Below are 17,329 nucleotides of genomic sequence, written 5' to 3'. Positions count from 1 at the left end.
GCGGCAAGGGACACAGCGGAGCTGTCCATGACGCATTACAAGAGCAACCTGCGCGACATCGAGTTCAACCTCTTCGAGCTGTTCCGGCGCCAGGACCTGCTGGGCCAGGGCCCCTTCGAGGAGCTGGACGAGGAGACCGCGCGCACCATCCTGGACGAGATCAACCGTCTCGCCACCGGTGTCGTCGCCGAGTCCTTCGAGGACGCGGACCGCAACCCGCCGGTCTTCGACCCCAAGACCAACACCGTCGCCATCCCCGAAAGCCTGAAGAAGTCCTACCAGGCCTACATGGACGCCGGCTGGTACAACCTCGACCTCCCCCAGGAGCTCGGCGGCCTCGGCGCCCCCCGCTCCCTCGTCTGGTCCGCGGCCGAGCTCATCCTGGGCTCGAACCCCTCCATCCACATGTACTCCGCGGGCCCCGGCTTCGCGAGCATCCTCCACTCCGAGGGCAACGAGGCGCAGAAGAAGTTCGCCGAGCAGGCCATCGAGCGCGGCTGGGGCGCCACCATGGTGCTGACCGAGCCCGACGCCGGCTCGGACGTCGGCGCCGGCCGCACCAAGGCCGTCGACCAGGGCGACGGCACCTGGCACATCGAGGGTGTGAAGCGCTTCATCACCTCGGCCGAGCAGGACATGACCGAGAACATCTTCCACCTGGTGCTGGCGCGCCCCGAGGGCGCCGGCCCCGGCACCAAGGGCCTCTCGCTCTTCCTCGTGCCGAAGTACCTGGTCAACGAGGACGGCTCCCTCGGTGAGCGCAACGGCGCCTACGTGACCAACGTCGAGCACAAGATGGGCCTCAAGGCCTCCACCACCTGCGAGCTGACCTTCGGCGACAAGCACCCCGCCATCGGCTACCTCGTCGGTGACAAGCACGACGGCATCCGTCAGATGTTCCTCATCATCGAGTACGCGCGCATGATGGTCGGGACGAAGGCGATCGCCACCCTCTCCACGGGCTACCTCAACGCCCTGGAGTACGCCAAGAACCGCGTCCAGGGCAACGACCTCGCCGGGAGCAAGAACTCCCCGAAGGTCACCATCACCCACCACCCGGACGTGCGTCGCAGCCTCATGACGCAGAAGGCGTACGTGGAGGCCATGCGCTCGCTGGTCATCTTCACCGCCACCCAGCAGGACGCGATCCAGGTCGCCAAGTCCAAGGGCGAGGACGTCACCGAGCTGGAGGCCATGAACGACCTCCTGCTGCCGATCGTCAAGGGTGTCGGCTCGGAGCGCTCCTACGCGCTGCTCGCCGAGTCCCTCCAGACCCTGGGCGGCTCCGGGTTCCTTCAGGAGTACCCGATCGAGCAGTACATCCGCGACGCCAAGATCGACACCCTCTACGAGGGCACCACCGCGATCCAGGCCCAGGACTTCTTCTTCCGCAAGATCGTGAAGAACGGCGGCCAGGCCATCGGCAAGCTGTCCGCCGAGATCAAGACCTTCGCCGAGAGCGAGGCCGGCAACGGCCGCCTGAAGGAGGAGCGCGCGCTCCTGCTGAAGGCCCTCGGCGACGTCGAGAAGATGGTCGAGATCATGGTCGGCCACGCCATGGGCTCCGCCGAGGACTCCCGCGAGCTGTACAAGGTCGGCCTGAACTCGGTCCGCCTGCTCTTCGCCTTCGGTGACGTGGTCCTGGCCTGGCTGCTGCTGCGCCAGGCCGAGGTCGCCCTCAACAGCATCGACGGCGCCGACGAGGACGACAAGAACTTCTACACCGGCAAGATCGCCGCCGCGACCTTCTTCGCCGAGCAGTTCCTGCCGCGCGTGACCGCCGAGCTGAAGATCGCCCAGAACGTGAACCTGGGCGTCATGGAGGTCCCCGAGGAGGCCTTCTAGTCTCCACGCTTCGGAGGCCCGCGGCCACCGGAGGAGAACATCGCCCGAGGGGCGGGACGGTCCGACGACCGTCCCGCCCCTCGGCGTCTCCCGGGCCCGCCCGGGGTCACCACAGGAGGGACGTGGTCCACGACTCTCCGTCGGCGGACACGTAACAGAAGGCCTCCCTGATCCCGTAGTCCCAGGCGGATTCGTTCGGCGCGATGTAGCCGACGTAGTACGTGGACGGCGTGAGCGCCGGATCCAGGGCCTGTTCGCTCATGGGGCCACAGGTCGCGTCGATGTCGGCGTCGAAGGACCCCCACCCGGGCCACACCTCGCCCGAAGGGGAGTAGGAGCCGATCACCTGGGCGTCGTGCGCCTCGCCGCACGAAGTGAGCTCCACCTCGTAGAACTCCGTGCCCGCGGGTTCGAGGAAGCAGTCCCCCGACTCCAGGGTGCAGACCGTCGCGTACCCGGGAGAGGGCTCGCAGAGATCGGCCGGGGAGATCTCCTCCCCGCCGGCGAAGGGGTCCTCCGTGCCCGACATCCCGGTGTCCGTGTCCCCCGACGCCTGGGAGACGGTCTCCGCCTCGACGAGGACCACGACCGCGGCCGTCCAGCCCAGGCCCCACAGGCAGGCCGCCAGGAGCCCGAACACCGCGAAGACCACACTGATCGCCTTGGCCGCCGCGAAACCGCCTCCGGCCGCGGCCCCTCCCCCACCGGCCGCCGGGGCGAAGGCGGCAGCGGGCGCCGCCGACGGAGTGAACGAGGCCGCCGCGCCCGCCGGCTCGGGGACCGGCGGCGGGAACGCCCCGATTCCAGGGTCCGCCGGAGCGCCGGGGCCTCCGGCGGAGGGGGTCCAGGGGCCGGTGTGAGCGCCGGGATCGGAGGGCGTGCCGGGGCCGGAGGGGGTGGGGGAGGGCGGAAAGGCACCGGGGCCGGAAGGGCCCGCGGACACCGGCGGGCCGGCCATCGACCCTTGGGCCTCCGGCGACATCGAGGGGCCGCCGGGGCCGGAAGGGGCCCCTCCCGCCCGGCCCGTCTCCGCGAGCTGTGTTGAGGACGGGGCCCTCAACACCTGGACGAGGGCGATGATCCCGAGAACGACGGCGACGGGGATGGGCAGGATGAGGAAGCCCAGCAGCCCGAGGACCAGCGCCGCGATCGAAAGACCACTGATCTTTCTCTCGTGGACGGTGTTGTGCACCGTGTGGTGCACGTTGCTGGTGTTGTCACCCAGGTGGATCGGCCCCTGGTGGTCGCCGCCCACACCCACGTTGTGGTGTCCCGAGACCGTCGACCAGGACACCCGCGTCTCCACCATGGCGGAGAGTTCCGCCGCCAGCCCCGGTTCTTCGCGCAGGGCCCGCCCGATCCGGGCGTGGAGGTCTCCGAGCGCGGCGGGATCGTTCGGCGCCGCGGCGAGCCTCTCGACCGCGACACCGACCTCCGAGTCCTTCCCGCCACGACGCAGGAGGGCCGACAGTATCCGCTGCCCGAGGCCCACGGTGCCGGAGGCCGCGACCTTCCCCGTCTGTGAGAGCACCGCCCGCCCGTAGGCGTCGATCGCGCTCCGGATGTACGGAAGGACCTGGGAAACGAGCGTCTCGACGTCTGACAAAGGTGCCCCCGTTCGGGTCCGATGGCAGGCGTCACGGTGGCGCACACGTCCGCGCTTCGGAAGAGAGCACCACTATAACGACGCACCGAAAGAGAACAAGACAGAATTCGATAACGGATTCCCCAATCCGAACGAGTCCTCTTATTTTCCATACCAGAGGAACAACATCACACACTCCCACCTCGTTGGAGGCCCTACATCACAGTGGATCCTGGCACACCACCGCCGAACGATCGGGGATTGCAGATAAAGCACCCGTTCCTTCGAAACGCCCTCCCAAAGGGCTCATCGAATCAACGGAGATCCCGAAATCCGATGGGAGGACATCCGCTCTTCGAAGTGGCTTCGGCCCCTGGGAGACCGCCCACTTCGGCACTAGCCTTTCGGGGTGCTATGGACCGTTCTCTACCTCGTGAACCCGACCACCGTCACGGTGGCCCTCCTCCTGTCGTTCACAGTGGCGCTGTTCCTCGCCCGCGCACGACCCCCGATACGCGCCCTCACCCTCCTCTCGGGCGCCCTCTACATAGCGGTCCTCATCGCCCCGCTCTCCGCCCACCTGTCGCCCGGCGAGGGGGGCCGTTCGGTGATCTGGGACCCCACCCTCTCCTTCCAGGACATCGGCGACGCCCCCGACCCCCTCGCGAGCTTCGGAGTGACCCTCGAAGACGGGAGCACCGTCCACTACTCCCACAAGGAGCTCACCCCACGGGAGCGCGACACATGGGGCACCCCCGGCACCGAGGCGCTGTTCGTCCACGGGGAGCCGGGAGAGCTGACCGTCACCGACGTGAACGGAGACCGGATGGAGTCGCCTCCGACGGTGGCGCTCGTCGAGGAGGAACTGGAACAGCAGGCGGACCATGCGGAGCGGCTGGAACAGGAGGGCCTTTGGGGCCACAGCGGCGGGCTCGCCCTGCAAGAGCGTGTCCTCAACACCCTGTTGTTCGTACCGATCGGGGTCGCGGCGTTCTTCGCCTTCGGCTCCTGGGCGGCCCGCCTGCTCTTCGGCCCCGTTCTCTCCCTGCTCATCGAGACGGGCCAGTGGGCCCTGGCGACCGGCCGACTGGCGGACACAGGCGACCTGCTGGTCAACGGAGTGGGCTCCTTGCTCGGCACCCTGTTCGCGCTGGTCGCCGTCGGCGTGGTCTCCCTTCTCCCTCCACGTCGCCCCTCCCCCTCTCACCCCGAGCCTGCGTGAGCGCGCCCCGTCGATGCGAGGGACGAGAACGAGGACGCCCGGAGCGCGTGTGCCGTCCTCTGTCCGCGAGCATCGGACCGAACCTTCACCGCGCGATCCTCCAGATCATTCCCAGGCTCGTTTCATGACATCCGGGTCTTGAAGGTCGGAGAAGGCCTCCGCGAAGAGTTCGAGGTCACCGACGGTCACCGAGGCCTCGAAAGAGCGGGCCGTCCGCTCCAGAGAACGCCTCAGATACTCGCTCCGAGACAACCCCTGTCTCTTGGCATCGGCGTCGATCGCCCGTAGAACACTGTCCGGCACATCGCGGATCAGGATGTCGGCCATGAGGACCACCTCCAAGTGACGCTCAACGATCTCAAGCCCGGCGGTGGTCGTGCGGATCTCCGATCGACCGCCGATGGGGTCCTCTCGATCGTCCGTCCGTCAGGGGGCGAGGTTCCGGGAGCGCGCGCGGATGAAGAACGCCAGCGCCACCGTGGCCAGGGTCGTGCCGACCGCCATCGGGGTGAACGCCCACTGGTAGGAGGTCGGCTCGTCGGGCAACGCCTGAAGGAGAAGGCCCGCCGCCACGGTGCAGACGACCGCGGTGCTGAAGCCGCTCATGTTGACGAGACCGGAGGCCACCCCGGTGCGGCTCGCCGGGATCCCGTCGCGCGCGAAGTCGAAGGAGATGGTGGGCGCGACGGTCTGCCCCAGCGCGCTCACCGCCAGCACCGTGATCCCCAGTGCCACCGGCGGCCCTCCCGGCCACGCCACCAACAGCAGCCACCCCAGGCTCAGCGATCCGCCCAAGATCAGGGCCAGGTGGACGCGTACTCCCGGCCGCCGTCCGATCAGGGCGCCGGCGACCGGCGCCACCCACAGGGCCCCGGCGGCGAGTCCGGTGAGTCCGAGCGCGGCGGTCCCCTCGGCCAGGCCCAGGCCGTTCACGAGGAACGGGTAGCCCCACAGCACCATCATCATCGTGAACGGAGCCATGACGGCCGCGTGGTGCGCCATCCCGATCCGGGGGCCGTCCGCCCTCAACGCCTCCTTGAGCGCCTCCCACACGGAGATGGGTTCGGCGACGGTGGAACGACCGGCCGAGCCCTCGGGACGGTCCCGTACGACCAGAAGCACCAGGAGCGCCATGAGCATGGTGAGACCACCGGTGGCGAGGAAGGCCGCGACCCAACCGACGTTGTCGAGGGCCCAGGCCATCGGTGCGGCACTGGCCACCTGCCCACTGCCGCCGACCACACCGGTCAACCCGCTGACCAGCGCGTAGCGCGACCGGGGGAACCACAGGGCGGCCAGACGGATCACGTTGAGGAAGACGAGCGCGTCACCGAGCCCGATGAAGAACCGCCCGGCGACGGCCACCTCGATCCCCGGGGCGAGGGCGAAGAGGAGCGACCCGAGGGCCATCGCGATCGCGCCCATGACCAGGGTGTAGCGCGGGCCGAGCCGGTCGGCGAGCAGTCCGGCCGGCACCTGGAGCAGCACGTAGATCAGCAGCTGGAGCATCGGAAGCAGGGAAAGGAGGGCGGGGCCCACGTCGAACCGGCTCTGGGCCTCCAGGGCCGCGACCCCCAGACCGTTACGGTGCAGCATCGCGAGGAAGTAGCCGCCCACCGCGACACCCCAGACCAACCAGGCGCGCGACCCGCCCACGGGCTCGGCGGAAGAGTCTCCGTTTGCTGTCGTCCTGCCACCGGATGTCTCGGTCTGGGTCACTTCGCCACTTCTCTCTTGCTTTCGGAGCGCCCACCAGTGTCCTCCACGCGGGTGAAGGCCCACCGCACCGGGGGTGACCAGGAACGCGAAACGAACGGGAATGTCCGCCTGTGCGGCGGGTCCGTCCTTGGTAAAGACCGTTCTCAGGTGCCCCCATCCCCAACAAGCGGCAATAAGTCACCCTGAGTGATCGAAAACAGCCCCAGAGTCGTCGAATCGGGTGAGACTGACGACAACCGACATGGGACCAAGGGCCCGATATCCCACTTCAAGACCATGAACGTATGTTCGAATAACCCCATATGACATGGACATTCGCATTCCAAACAGGTCGATGCGCATCCGTTAGATGTGAGATGCACCACTCTTTGAAGCCTCGACTACATGGGGTTGGTTGCTGCTAGCATCCGGAACGCGAAGGATAACTACGAGGTAACGACTTGGTTCACACCTCGCCAACTTCGCTGAGAAGGGCCCGTCGGCTCCGTAAGGCGTCACACCCCTCTCACACCGCGGCGTCGTGGCCGCAACAAGCGCACACGGTCAGCACACCCCGCGGTACCCGACACTTACTGGAGACGACCTTGAGTCACTGGCGCCTGAACAACCCCCGGGCCTCCCGGGCGAAGTCGGCACTCGCCAGACGGGTCAAGCACAAGCCCCGCCACGCCTTCTGCGCCCAGCGCGCCATCACGGCGCTGCTGAAGGAGCTCGCCTCCGTGGCCACCCGTCCCCTGTACTGGTCCGGTACCTCGGAGATGGCCGTCGCCTCCGTCATGCGCGACGTCAACGTCTGGTGCCGCGACGGCCGCTTCTTCTGGAACGACCTGCTCCAGGGCGGCACCGTCTCGCATCCCGCGAGCGACCCCGCCGGGGCCGCCGCCCTGCTCAACCCCTTCGCTCGGATCCCCGAGCCCGCGCACTACTACACGCACCGCCAGCCGGTCGCCGCCTAGGACGTGTCACTCCCGGGCCGGCACACGCGCACACCGCTCCACGCGCGTGAGACGGCCGAGGCCCGGGTCATCGCGTGAGTCCCCGCCTGGACACCGACACCGTCGTCGTCGGCCTGGGCGCGATGGGCTCCCAGGCCCTGTGGCGCCTGGCCCGTAACGGTGTCGACGCGATCGGCGTCGAACGCTTCTCCCCCGGCCACGACCGGGGGTCCTCCCACGGCGAGTCCCGCATCATCCGGACCGCCTATCTCGAAGGCTCCGAGTACGTTCCCCTCGTCCGCGCCGCCTGGCGTGCCTGGGACGAGCTCCAAGAGGCCGCCGGCACCGAACTCGTCGTACGCACGGGCGCCCTGATGCTCGGCCGCCCCGAGAGCCCCGCGATCGCCGGATCCGTCACCGCCGCGGAACGGCACGGACTCTCCTATGCGCGTCTCTCCCCTGCCGACCTGGCCGAACGTCACCCTCGACACCGTGTCCGTCACGACGAGGAGGGGGTGTTCGAGGAGGCCGCAGGCGTCGTCCTGCCCGAACGGGCCGTCCTGGCCGCCGTGAACGAGGCCCGTCGTGCCGGAGCCCGCGTCCTCACCGGACGGACCGTCACCCGGATCGAACCCGACCCCGACCGACCTCGCGTATGGATCGGCGATATCGAGATCCGTGCTCGACGCGTGATCGTCACCGTCGGGGCCTGGCTGACCCGGCTGCTCCCCGGCCTGGCCGACCTGGGCGGTGGTATCCGGGTGGAGCGCCGTGTACTGGGCTGGTTCCCGATCACCGACCCGCTCTCCGCCTCGCTCGAACCCGTCTTCGCACGTGACGAGGCCGACGGCACTCTCTGGTACGGCTTCCCCAGCATGGACGGGGGGCGTACCCTCAAGATCGGGATCCACGCCGAGGGCCCCGAGACCCGGGCACCCGAAGGCCGCCGCCCCGGAAGCCAGTGGGGCGAACCCGTCGACCCCGACGTCGGCCCCCGTCCCCCGGACGCGGCCGATGCCCGTCGTCTCGGCGCACTCGTCGCCGGGCTGCGCGGGGTGGCCCCGACACCGGAACGAACGGTCTCCTGCATGTACACGATGACCTCCGACGAGCACTTCCTCATCGGCCGTCACGACGAACTGCCCGGTCTGGTCCTGGCCGGAGGCTTCTCCGGCCACGGCTTCAAGTTCGCCTCCGCCGTGGGCGAGGCGTTGGCCGATCTGGCGGGAGAGGGACGCACGGACCTGCCGATCGGTATGTTCGACCCACATCGTTGGGACGGGTGACCCCCACCCCGACGCCTCTCGTCGGCGACCTCCCTCGCCCCGTCGTGACCGGCCCCGTACCAGGGGCGCCACCCACCCCCAGGTCGGTATCGTGCAACCTCTCTCGCCCAGGGACCCTCTCTTCATCGGACCCTATACTCTCCGTGCGCGAGTGCGCACGAATCGTATGGGAACGGTCTTTCTCGGCACCTCACCCGACGGCCACCCCGCCACCGTGAAGCCGGTCGACGAGGAACTCGCGCGTGATCCCCGTTTCCGTCGACGCTTCGTCCGCGCGATCCACGCCTCCCGGCGTATCCGCGGCCCTCACACCCCCGCGCTCCTGGACGCCGACCCCTACGCGTCGATCCCGTGGATGGCCACCGAATACCTTCCCGGCCCTTCGCTCGCCCAGGCGGTCACCGAGTGCGGCGCGCTCCCCTCCTCCGCCCTGCCGCCCTTGACGCTGGGTCTGGCCGAGGCTCTGCGCACGGCCCACGACGTGGGTCTCGCGCATCTGGACCTGAGCCCGGACCACGTGCTCCTGACACCGCACGGCCCACAGGTGATCGACTTCGGGATCGCGGACGCCGTCGAGGGGGCCGGTCCCCTCTCCCGCATCCTCGGCCCCGGCCTCGCCGGATCACGTGCGGGGACCCGGGCCCCACTGCCCGACGACGTGTTCCGTCTGGCCGAGGTCGTGGTCTTCGCCGCGACCGGGGCCGACATCCCCGCCCCGGACCTCGCTCCGCCGCCTCCGCTACGGGCCGCACGGGTCCGCTCGCGCCTGGGCGAGGTCCTGCCCGTTCCGCTGCGGGAGATGCTCGCGTCCTGTCTGTCCGAGGACCCCGCCGACCGACCGAGCGCGGGAAGTCTGTTGCTGCGTCTGCGGGTGTCGGCCGTTCCCGGAGACGGTCGACTGCCCGAGGCGTTCACCGAGCAGATCGATCGCACCGTAGTCGACCTGCGTTCGACGCTGACAGGGGATCCCCCCTACCGGGCTCCCCACCTGAACCCGCTCGTCCGGTTGGCCCCCGAGGAGGAGCCTCCGCCCACGTCGGCGCCCCCTCCGGTCGACCCTGTGGACCTCCGGGAGGAGGGATCCCCCGCGCCCACCCACTCCGGTGCTCCGGTCCGCCCCATCTCCCGGGAACCGAGGCGGCGGTTCCCGACGGCCCCGATCTCGATGTGCGCGATGGCGCTGGTCGCCGTGCTCTGTCTGGTGCTGTTCGTCCTACGGCCCAGCGCCGAAGGGGGCGGTGGAGCCGCGGCGGGCTTCGCTCCGCTCGCCCTCGACGATCCACTCGTCGGACTGGCCTTCACGCCCCAAGGCGGACTGTGGGTGCACACCCGGGCCTCGCTCGAACTGTGGAAACGGGGGGCCGGATCCCCCTTGTCCGTCCACGAACCCGCTCCCCGGGAGTTCGCGGTGCGCTCCGACGGAGCGTTGGTGGGTCTGTCCTCCTTCGACCGGGTGGAGCTGTGGCCCGCGAGCGGAGGCGCCCCCGAGGTCCTGGTCGAGGAGGAGCCGGATCGGGGCATGCTGCGTTCCCTGGCGTTGAGCCCGGACGGCACCATGGCCGCCACCCTCTCCAACACCGATCCGGCCGGTGCGGGGGAGCACCTTCTCCTCCTGTGGGACCTGACGGGCGGAGGGCTTCTCGCGGAGACGGTCGTCGACGGCATCCCCGAGGCGCCGTCCTTCAACCACGACGGCACCCGGCTGGTCGCGCTCGTCTCCGACGCCTCCGGCGGCTCCGTGCTGTCGGTGTGGAACACCCCCGATCTGTCACCGCACGGCGTGATCGAGGCCGACTCTGGCGACGACGCCCGACGTTCACGGGTCACGGCCTTCGCCACGGCGCCCGACCGGGACTTCGCGGCCGTCGAGTACGGCGAGGACGCCGACCTGGCCCTGTACGACCTGGCCGCCCTGACCTCGACCATGACCTTGGAGCGCCCCTCGGACACCCCGCCCGGCTCCAGGGCCCGATCCCTGCTGTTCACCCCGGACGGAGCGACCCTGATCGGCGGGCAGGCACCCGTCGAGGGGCCGCATGGCCTCACCGGGGGTTCGGCGTGGGACAGCGCGACCGGTGAGCTCCTCACCGTCGGGGCCACCACCCTCTTCCCGATCCTCGCGGTGGGGCCGAAGGGGCGTGTGATCGCCTCGGGGCATCCGAAGGTCGACGAGGTGGTCTTCCTGGAAACGGTCGCCCTGGGTCGGGTCGGCGACCCCTGACCCCTCTCCACCCGGCCCGGTCCCGTCACCGCGGGCGGTCCACCTTCCCCGGAGGGGTGCGAGCGCCGTCCGGAAGAGGTCATCTCCCTGGGGGCTTTGTCCTCGACCGGCTACATTGACGGGGTACCTCCTCCCTCGTACGCCCCTGGACCAGCCGGAACACCAGGTCCCGCACGCAGTAAGGACCCGCAGCCGTGCAACCCCTCGCCGTCGACGACCCCTCCTCCATCGGACCCCACCGACTTCTCGCCCGCCTCGGCGCCGGAGGCATGGGCAGGGTCTATCTCGCGAGAACCCCCGACGGCCACCTGTGCGCCATGAAGGTGGTCAAGGAGGAGCTCGCCCACGACGCCCAGTTCCGGGCCCGGTTCGCCCGCGAGGTGCGCACCGCGCAACGGGTGCGCGGCCCCTTCACCCCGGCGGTCGTGGACGCCGACCCCGACGCGCCGGCCCCCTGGATGGCCACCGAGTACGTCCCCGGCCCCACCCTCAAGGAGGCCGTGCGGGAGAACGGCCCCTTCCCCGCCGAATCCCTGCTGGTGCTCACCCTGGGGCTGGCCCGCGCCCTGTCGACGATCCACGCCGCCGGGCTGATGCACCGCGACCTCAAACCCGGCAACATCCTCCTCTCGCCACGCGGGCCCCAGGTCATCGACTTCGGTATCGCCCGCGCCGTCGAGGGCACCGTGCTCACCAGGACCGGCCAGACCTTCGGCACCCCCTCCTACACCTCGCCCGAACAGATCGTCGGCGAGAACGTGACCCCGAAAGCGGACGTGTTCTCGATGGCCGGCGCGGTGCTCTTCGCGGCGAGCGGGCTCCCGCCCTTCGGCGAGGGCACGTCGATCAGCGTGCTGAACAAGGTCATGAACGGGGAACCGAACCTCGGTGCGCTCCCCGAGGGACCATTGCGACCGTTGCTCGCGCGTTGCCTGGAGAAGGACCCCGCTCGACGTCCCGACGCGGACGAGATCCTCCACGAACTGTCCGGAACGCCACTGCCCTCGGCCGAGCACGGATGGCTGCCCACCCGGGTCGACCGACAGATCGACGCCAAGGCCGTGGAGACGGAGCGGGCCGGCGCGAACGAGCACACCACCGTCCCCATGGGCGGCGGATCGACCACCGTCCCCATGGCGGAACAGGCCCGGCAGGGCCCGGAGTCGTGGTGGCGCCGCAGATCGGTGGTGGTCGCGGCCGCCGCCGTCTGCGCCCTGATCCTGCTCGGCGGGGGCGCCCTCGCCTGGACCGTCCTTCCGGACCGGGCCGAAGACCCCCCGCCCACGGCGGGAGGGGGCGGAGAGGACACCGACTCCGACGGTTCGGACGCCGAGCCGCCGGGTGAGGGGGCCGACGACGAGGAACGTCCGGCCTCCGACCACTTCGCCGGCTTCGTCTACACCATCGACTTCTCCGAGGACGGGGACCTCGTCCACGTCTTCGGCTCGGGCACCCTGTCCACCTGGGACTGGCGCACCGGAGAGCTGATCGAGGATTACCCACCGGCGACCGGCGCCCGATTCACCTCCACCGGCTACGTGGCGTCCACCGTCGAGCAGTACATCCGTGTCTGGGACGGCGGTGTGGACGACCGGATCGCCGTACTGGGGCGGACCGAGGAGTTCGGCATGTTCGACATGCCGGCGATCACGAGGGACGGTTCCACGCTGGCCGCCCTGGCCAGCCAGGACGGGACCGTCGAAGGCGACCCCTTCATCCAGATCTGGGACGTGGAGAAGGGCGAGGTGACCTCCGACTTCGAGGTGGAGGGCATGTTGACCCACCTGGAGTACGCGCTGGACGATTCGGTCCTGGTGGGCGTCCTCGCCGTACGCGACTACTCCGAGTCCATCGCCACGGTCGTCTGGGACCCCGAGACCGGGGAGGAACTCCACCGCTTCGACGACGCCGAGACCTACGACGCCAGGGTGTCGGGCGACGGCGAGACGCTCGTGGTGGCCGCCGACGACGAGAAGGCCTTCGTGGTCGACCTCGCCGGCGGGGACGTCCAGGACCTGGACGTCCCCGAAGAGGCGGTGGGGGAGCTCGGGTACGTCGCGCTCTCCCCCGACGGCTCGGTCGCCTACGGCGCCTCGTCCCTCTTCGGCACCTCCGAGGGCTACATGTGGGACACCGCCACCGGAGAACCCCTGCCCTCCGAGGGCCTGGAGTTCGACTCCGTCATCGGGGTCGACCCCGGCGGGGAGTACCTCGCCACCACTTCCACCGACGGTGGAGTCACGAGCGTCCAGATCCTGAACGGCGATTTCGAGATCGTCGCCGAGATCTCCTGATCCCCGGAAGGCAGTCATGCGTCCATCCGCGCCGAACGATCCCCGAGAGATCGGCCCCTACCGTGTCGTCGCCCTGCTGGGGTCGGGCGGCATGGGCCGCGTCCACCTCGGGCTGGGCCCCGACGGCACCCCGGCCGCGGTCAAAATGGTCCGCGCCGAATACGCCTACGACCCCGGTTTTCGCGAACGGTTCGCCCGAGAGCTCGACCTCGTCCGGCGGGTCCACGGGCTCTTCACCCCCCGTGTCCTGGCCGCCGACACCTCGGGCCGGACCCCCTGGCTGGCCACCGAGTACGTGATGGGGCCCTCCCTCCAAGAGTTGGTGCAGGACACCGGCCCCCTCCCCGAGGAGACCGTGCGCTTCATGGGTCGGGCCATCGCCCAGGCGCTCGAACGCGTCCACGCGTCCGGGCTGGTCCACCGTGACCTCAAGCCCGGGAACGTCATGGTCGCCGGCGAGGGACCCCAGGTGATCGACTTCGGGATCGCCCACACCCTGGGCGACGCCCAGGACGGCGGAGAGGACCGGTTCGTCGGCACCCCCGGCTTCATGTCCCCCGAGGCCGTGGGCGGGAAGGCTCCAGGGCCGCCCGCCGACGTCTTCGCGCTCGGCGGCGTCCTGATCCACGCCCTCACCGGGCGGGGGCCGTTCGGCGACGGGCACCCCTCCACCGTCCTGTACCGGATCGCCCACCTCGAACCCGACCTCGAGGACGTCCCGGAGTCGCTGCGCGGGATCGTCTCGGCCTGCCTGGCCAAGGACCCGGCGTCCCGGCCCACCGCCGCGCAGGTGGTGCGGGACCTCGGAGGCCCCGTGTCACCGGCCCCGATCGCCTCCTCCTGGTTGCCTCCCGCGGCCGCCGAACGCATCGCCGGGATCGCCGACGAGTACCGCGACGCCGTGGCGACGGGTTCGAGGGCCGGAGGCCGGGGACGCCTGGGCGGCCGACTCCTCATCGCGGGGGCGGCGGCCCTCGCCCTGACCATGGTCGCCGGCCTGGGAACGTGGACCGCGGGCCAGGCCGGCCTGATCGGTGGCCTCCCCGGCGATCCCGAGGAGGACCCGGGGGTCGCCCAACGCGAGGTCTGCTCTCCGAAGGAACACCTGGCGCCCGAGTTCGCCGAGGCCGCCGAGGACGAACTCACCCCGCCCAACACGGACGAGGGCATGTTCTACACGAACTTCTCCTCCGACGGCGAGGTCCTCGCGGTGGCCGGCACCGGGGGCCTGGCCCTATGGGACTGGCGGGAACAGACGGAGGTCGCGCGGATCGAGACGGAGATCCCGGCACGGTACGGCCACCCCACGTTCAGCCCGAACGACTGCCTCCTGGCCTACGCCTCCGACGACGGCGCGCACGTCTACCACCTGGAGAGCGGGGAGCACACCGTCTACGCGGAGGGGTTCGACATCGGATCGATCGCCTTCACCCGGGACGGCGGCCGGCTGGTCGTCGGGTCGGGCGACGCCTCGTCCGACTCCACCGTTCTGCTGTACGACCTGGAGACCGGAGAACTGGGCACCACCCTCGCCGACGGGCCGACGAGCGTGAGAGCCCTCGCCGTCAGCGCGGACGGCTCCCACGTCGTCGCCCAGGACTGGCTCGAACGGCTCTACCTGTGGAACGTGGAGAGCGGGGAGATCATCGCCGAGGGCACCGACAGCCCCGCCCTCAACCCCGAGGCCGTGTACTTCGTGGACGACCGGAACCTCCTCCGACCGGAGGCGACGGGGGCCCGACGGCAGAACTTCACCGACACCTCCGACGTCACCCGGTTCGTCGACGAGGACATGGAGGAGGACTTCAGGGTGCACGACGTCGAGTACAGCCTCGAGGCCGACCGGGTCTACGTCACCTACGTCCCGGGGGACTACGACTTCTCCAAGGCGTACATGAAGGTGTGGGAGTACTCCACCGGAGAGGACCTGACCGCCGAGGCGAACGAGGGCTACATGCACGAGATCAGCGTGCATCCCGAGGGCGAGGTCCTCATCGGCGTCCCGGGCAACGGCAACGGCATGTGGGTCGTGGACGCCACCGAACTGCGGATCCTGGACCGGCTATGAGCGCGCCCGTCGACGTCCACACGCACCTCGTCACCCGGTAAGGCCCATGTTCCCTCTCCACCCGCACGATCCGCCCTCCGTCGGTCCCTACCGTCTGCGCGCCCGCCTGGGCGAGGACGCCTACGCCCGCGTGTACCTGGGGACGGCCGACGGCCGCGACCCGGTGGCGGTGAAGATCGTCCGTCCCGAGTACGCCACCGACCCCGGGTTCCGCTCGGCCTTCTCCCGCCAGGTGGAGGCGGCCCGCGGCCTTCCGGGACGCCACGTGTGCTCGATCCGGGAGACCGACGTCCGAGGCGCGGTCCCCTGGGCCGCCGTCTCCCGCCCCCTCGGCCCCTCCCTGACCGACCTGGTCCGCGACCACGGTCCGCTTCCGGCGGACGCCCTCCCCCCGCTGGCCCAGGCGCTCGCCCAAGGCCTGGCCGACCTGCACGCGGCCGGCCTGGTCCACGGTTCGCTCTGGCCGGACGGTGTACTGATGGCCTCCCGATCGGCGCTCCTGGCCGACCCCGGCCTGGAATGGGCGACCTCCGACGCCGGACGACGCGCGCCGCATCCGGCGTTCGCGGCACCCGAAGGGGGAGCCTCCCCCGCGACGGACGTGTTCTCGTGGGCCGCCACCCTCTGCTACGCCGCCGGCGGGGTGGAGGGCCCCGCGGGCCTGGCCCACGTCCCGCTCCAACTCCGAGGACTCGTCGACACCTGCCTCAAACTCGATCCGCGACTACGCCCCAGCGCCGTCGACCTGGTGCGGATGTTGGGCGGCCCCGCCGAACCGCCCGCCTGGCCTCCTCGGCTCCGCTCCGTGATCGACGCCGTGGCCGACCGCCAGCGGAACGCGCTCGCCTCCCCTTCCGACCCTTCCGACACGACGGACGCGGGCGAGGGGAAGAGGCCCGGACGTGGTCGTCTTCTCGCCCTCGGCGCCGGCGCGCTGACCCTGGTCGTGCTCGGTTCGGTGGGCGCGGTGATCGCCTACGACCGGCTCGGCGGCCACTCCGAGACGAACGACCCGGAGCCCGAAGGCACCGCCCTGGTCACCGACGCGGACTGTCCGGACTCCTCGGCCCACCCCGCCCCGGAGACCCCCCTGCCCTCGGACGTCTCCCTCTCGAACCCGGTGTTCTCCGCCGACGGGGACGTACTGGCCACGACCTCGACCGAGGGGCTCTCGATCTGGGACTGGCGCGAGGGCGAGGAGATCGCCCGCCCCACCGACTCCGTGAGCGTCGGTTCCCGGAGCACCCCGGTGTTCTCCCCCTTCGGCTGCACCGTGGTGGTCCCCGAACTCGTGGAGCCCGAAGGACGCGACGACAGCATCACCCTCGCCCACGGATACGACCTGGCCGCCGGGACCGACACCGAACTCCTGGGCCCCCAGGACGGCCCGGACGAACAGGGACGTTGGATGAGCAAGCCGCTGAACGTGCAGGCCTTCGGCTTCTCTCCGGACGGCCGGCGCCTGGCCGTCACCCTGGACTCCCGGCTCGGGGCCGAGGCGAACACCCACGTCGTCGACACCGAGACCGGCGAGGCCGGAGAGCCGATGCTCTCCAGGCTCCAGTACACGACCACCTTCGTGGACGACGACCACTTCGCCACCAGCACCGGCGACGAGATCGTCATCTGGAACGCCGACACCGGCGAGAAGGTCCGCGAGTTCCGAGGGTCCACGTCCACCTCGCTGGCGGTGGACGTCGCCGGTTCCCGCCTCGCCTACCTCGACGACGATCGGATCGTCCTCGTCGACACCTCCGACGGCGGCGAGATCGCCTCCTTCACCCGCGAGGAGTTCGAGACCGACGACTCCCCCCTCCTCCTCGACCTGGTCATCGACCCCGAGCGGAACGTCCTCCACGCCAACTGGATGGTCTCCGTCGGTGACGCGGCCTGGAACCACCACCCCTACGCGTGGGACATCGAGACGGGCGAGGACCTGTGGGCCGAGGCGGAGGACCCCGTCCGCTACTCCGGGCTCGCCCTCCACCCCGACGGTGAGGTCATCGCCGCCACGACCGCCGCGGACTCCCGTCTCGTCCTGCTCGACCCGGAGACCTTCGAACCGATCGACACCCTCCACTGAACCCGCCGCCCGCCCCTCCCGACCTGGGAAGGGCGGGCGAGGGACGGCGTACGCCCCGTTATAGAACGCAC

The 17,329-nt window shown here is 70.3% G+C and carries 11 protein-coding genes; 8 read left to right on the top strand and 3 right to left on the bottom strand.

Annotated features, from left to right (window positions below; genetic code table 11):
* Positions 1 to 27 precede the first annotated feature (27 nt).
* Positions 28 to 1,845 (top strand): acyl-CoA dehydrogenase, encoded by a 1,818-nt coding sequence (locus TR33_RS18135; RefSeq protein WP_042284362.1) that lies wholly within the window; start codon positions 28 to 30, stop codon positions 1,843 to 1,845.
* A gap of 106 nt (positions 1,846 to 1,951) precedes the next feature.
* Here the strand turns inward: TR33_RS18135 and TR33_RS18130 are convergent, their stop codons facing one another.
* Positions 1,952 to 3,451 carry a DUF4190 domain-containing protein gene (locus tag TR33_RS18130; protein ID WP_042284361.1) on the bottom strand — a complete coding sequence of 500 codons (1,500 nt, stop codon included), beginning with the start codon at positions 3,449 to 3,451 and terminating at the stop codon, positions 1,952 to 1,954.
* 388 nt (positions 3,452 to 3,839) lie between these two features.
* On the opposite strand from TR33_RS18130, the gene TR33_RS25745 reads away from it, so the two are divergent.
* Positions 3,840 to 4,652, top strand: coding sequence for a VanZ family protein (locus TR33_RS25745; RefSeq protein ID WP_052358194.1), 813 nt, complete (start codon positions 3,840 to 3,842; stop codon positions 4,650 to 4,652).
* 105 nt (positions 4,653 to 4,757) lie between these two features.
* Here TR33_RS25745 and vapB read toward each other — a convergent pair whose 3' ends face one another.
* Both vapB and TR33_RS18115 read right to left on the bottom strand, forming a co-directional pair.
* Entirely contained in the window at positions 4,758 to 4,979 is a 222-nt protein-coding gene (vapB, locus tag TR33_RS18120) for a type II toxin-antitoxin system VapB family antitoxin (protein ID WP_042284504.1), read from the bottom strand.
* Positions 4,980 to 5,078: 99 nt separating this feature from the next.
* Positions 5,079 to 6,371 carry an MFS transporter gene (locus TR33_RS18115; protein ID WP_042284360.1) on the bottom strand — a complete coding sequence of 431 codons (1,293 nt, stop codon included), beginning with the start codon at positions 6,369 to 6,371 and terminating at the stop codon, positions 5,079 to 5,081.
* A gap of 584 nt (positions 6,372 to 6,955) precedes the next feature.
* Here TR33_RS18115 and TR33_RS18110 point away from each other — a divergent pair.
* The 6 genes from TR33_RS18110 to TR33_RS18085 all read left to right on the top strand — a co-directional run bounded on the left by TR33_RS18110 (position 6,956) and on the right by TR33_RS18085 (position 17,258).
* Positions 6,956 to 7,327, top strand: a complete 372-nt coding sequence (locus TR33_RS18110) for a hypothetical protein (protein ID WP_014910506.1) — start codon at positions 6,956 to 6,958, stop codon at positions 7,325 to 7,327.
* Between the two features lie 74 nt (positions 7,328 to 7,401).
* On the top strand, positions 7,402 to 8,592 hold the full coding sequence (gene solA / locus TR33_RS18105) for an N-methyl-L-tryptophan oxidase (RefSeq protein ID WP_042284358.1): 1,191 nt from the start codon (positions 7,402 to 7,404) through the stop codon (positions 8,590 to 8,592).
* Between the two features lie 151 nt (positions 8,593 to 8,743).
* Positions 8,744 to 10,813 carry a protein kinase domain-containing protein gene (locus tag TR33_RS18100; protein WP_234305884.1) on the top strand — a complete coding sequence of 690 codons (2,070 nt, stop codon included), beginning with the start codon at positions 8,744 to 8,746 and terminating at the stop codon, positions 10,811 to 10,813.
* 194 nt (positions 10,814 to 11,007) lie between these two features.
* Positions 11,008 to 13,107, top strand: coding sequence for a serine/threonine-protein kinase (locus tag TR33_RS18095; protein ID WP_042284354.1), 2,100 nt, complete (start codon positions 11,008 to 11,010; stop codon positions 13,105 to 13,107).
* Positions 13,108 to 13,123: 16 nt separating this feature from the next.
* On the top strand, positions 13,124 to 15,175 hold the full coding sequence (locus TR33_RS18090; RefSeq protein WP_042284351.1) for a serine/threonine-protein kinase: 2,052 nt from the start codon (positions 13,124 to 13,126) through the stop codon (positions 15,173 to 15,175).
* Between the two features lie 46 nt (positions 15,176 to 15,221).
* Positions 15,222 to 17,258 (top strand): protein kinase, encoded by a 2,037-nt coding sequence (locus tag TR33_RS18085; protein WP_042284349.1) that lies wholly within the window; start codon positions 15,222 to 15,224, stop codon positions 17,256 to 17,258.
* Positions 17,259 to 17,329: the final 71 nt, after the last annotated feature.

Source organism: Nocardiopsis alba (assembly GCF_000710955.1).
Lineage (GTDB): Bacteria > Actinomycetota > Actinomycetes > Streptosporangiales > Streptosporangiaceae > Nocardiopsis > Nocardiopsis alba.
This window is presented reverse-complemented; position numbering and strand designations above follow the sequence as displayed.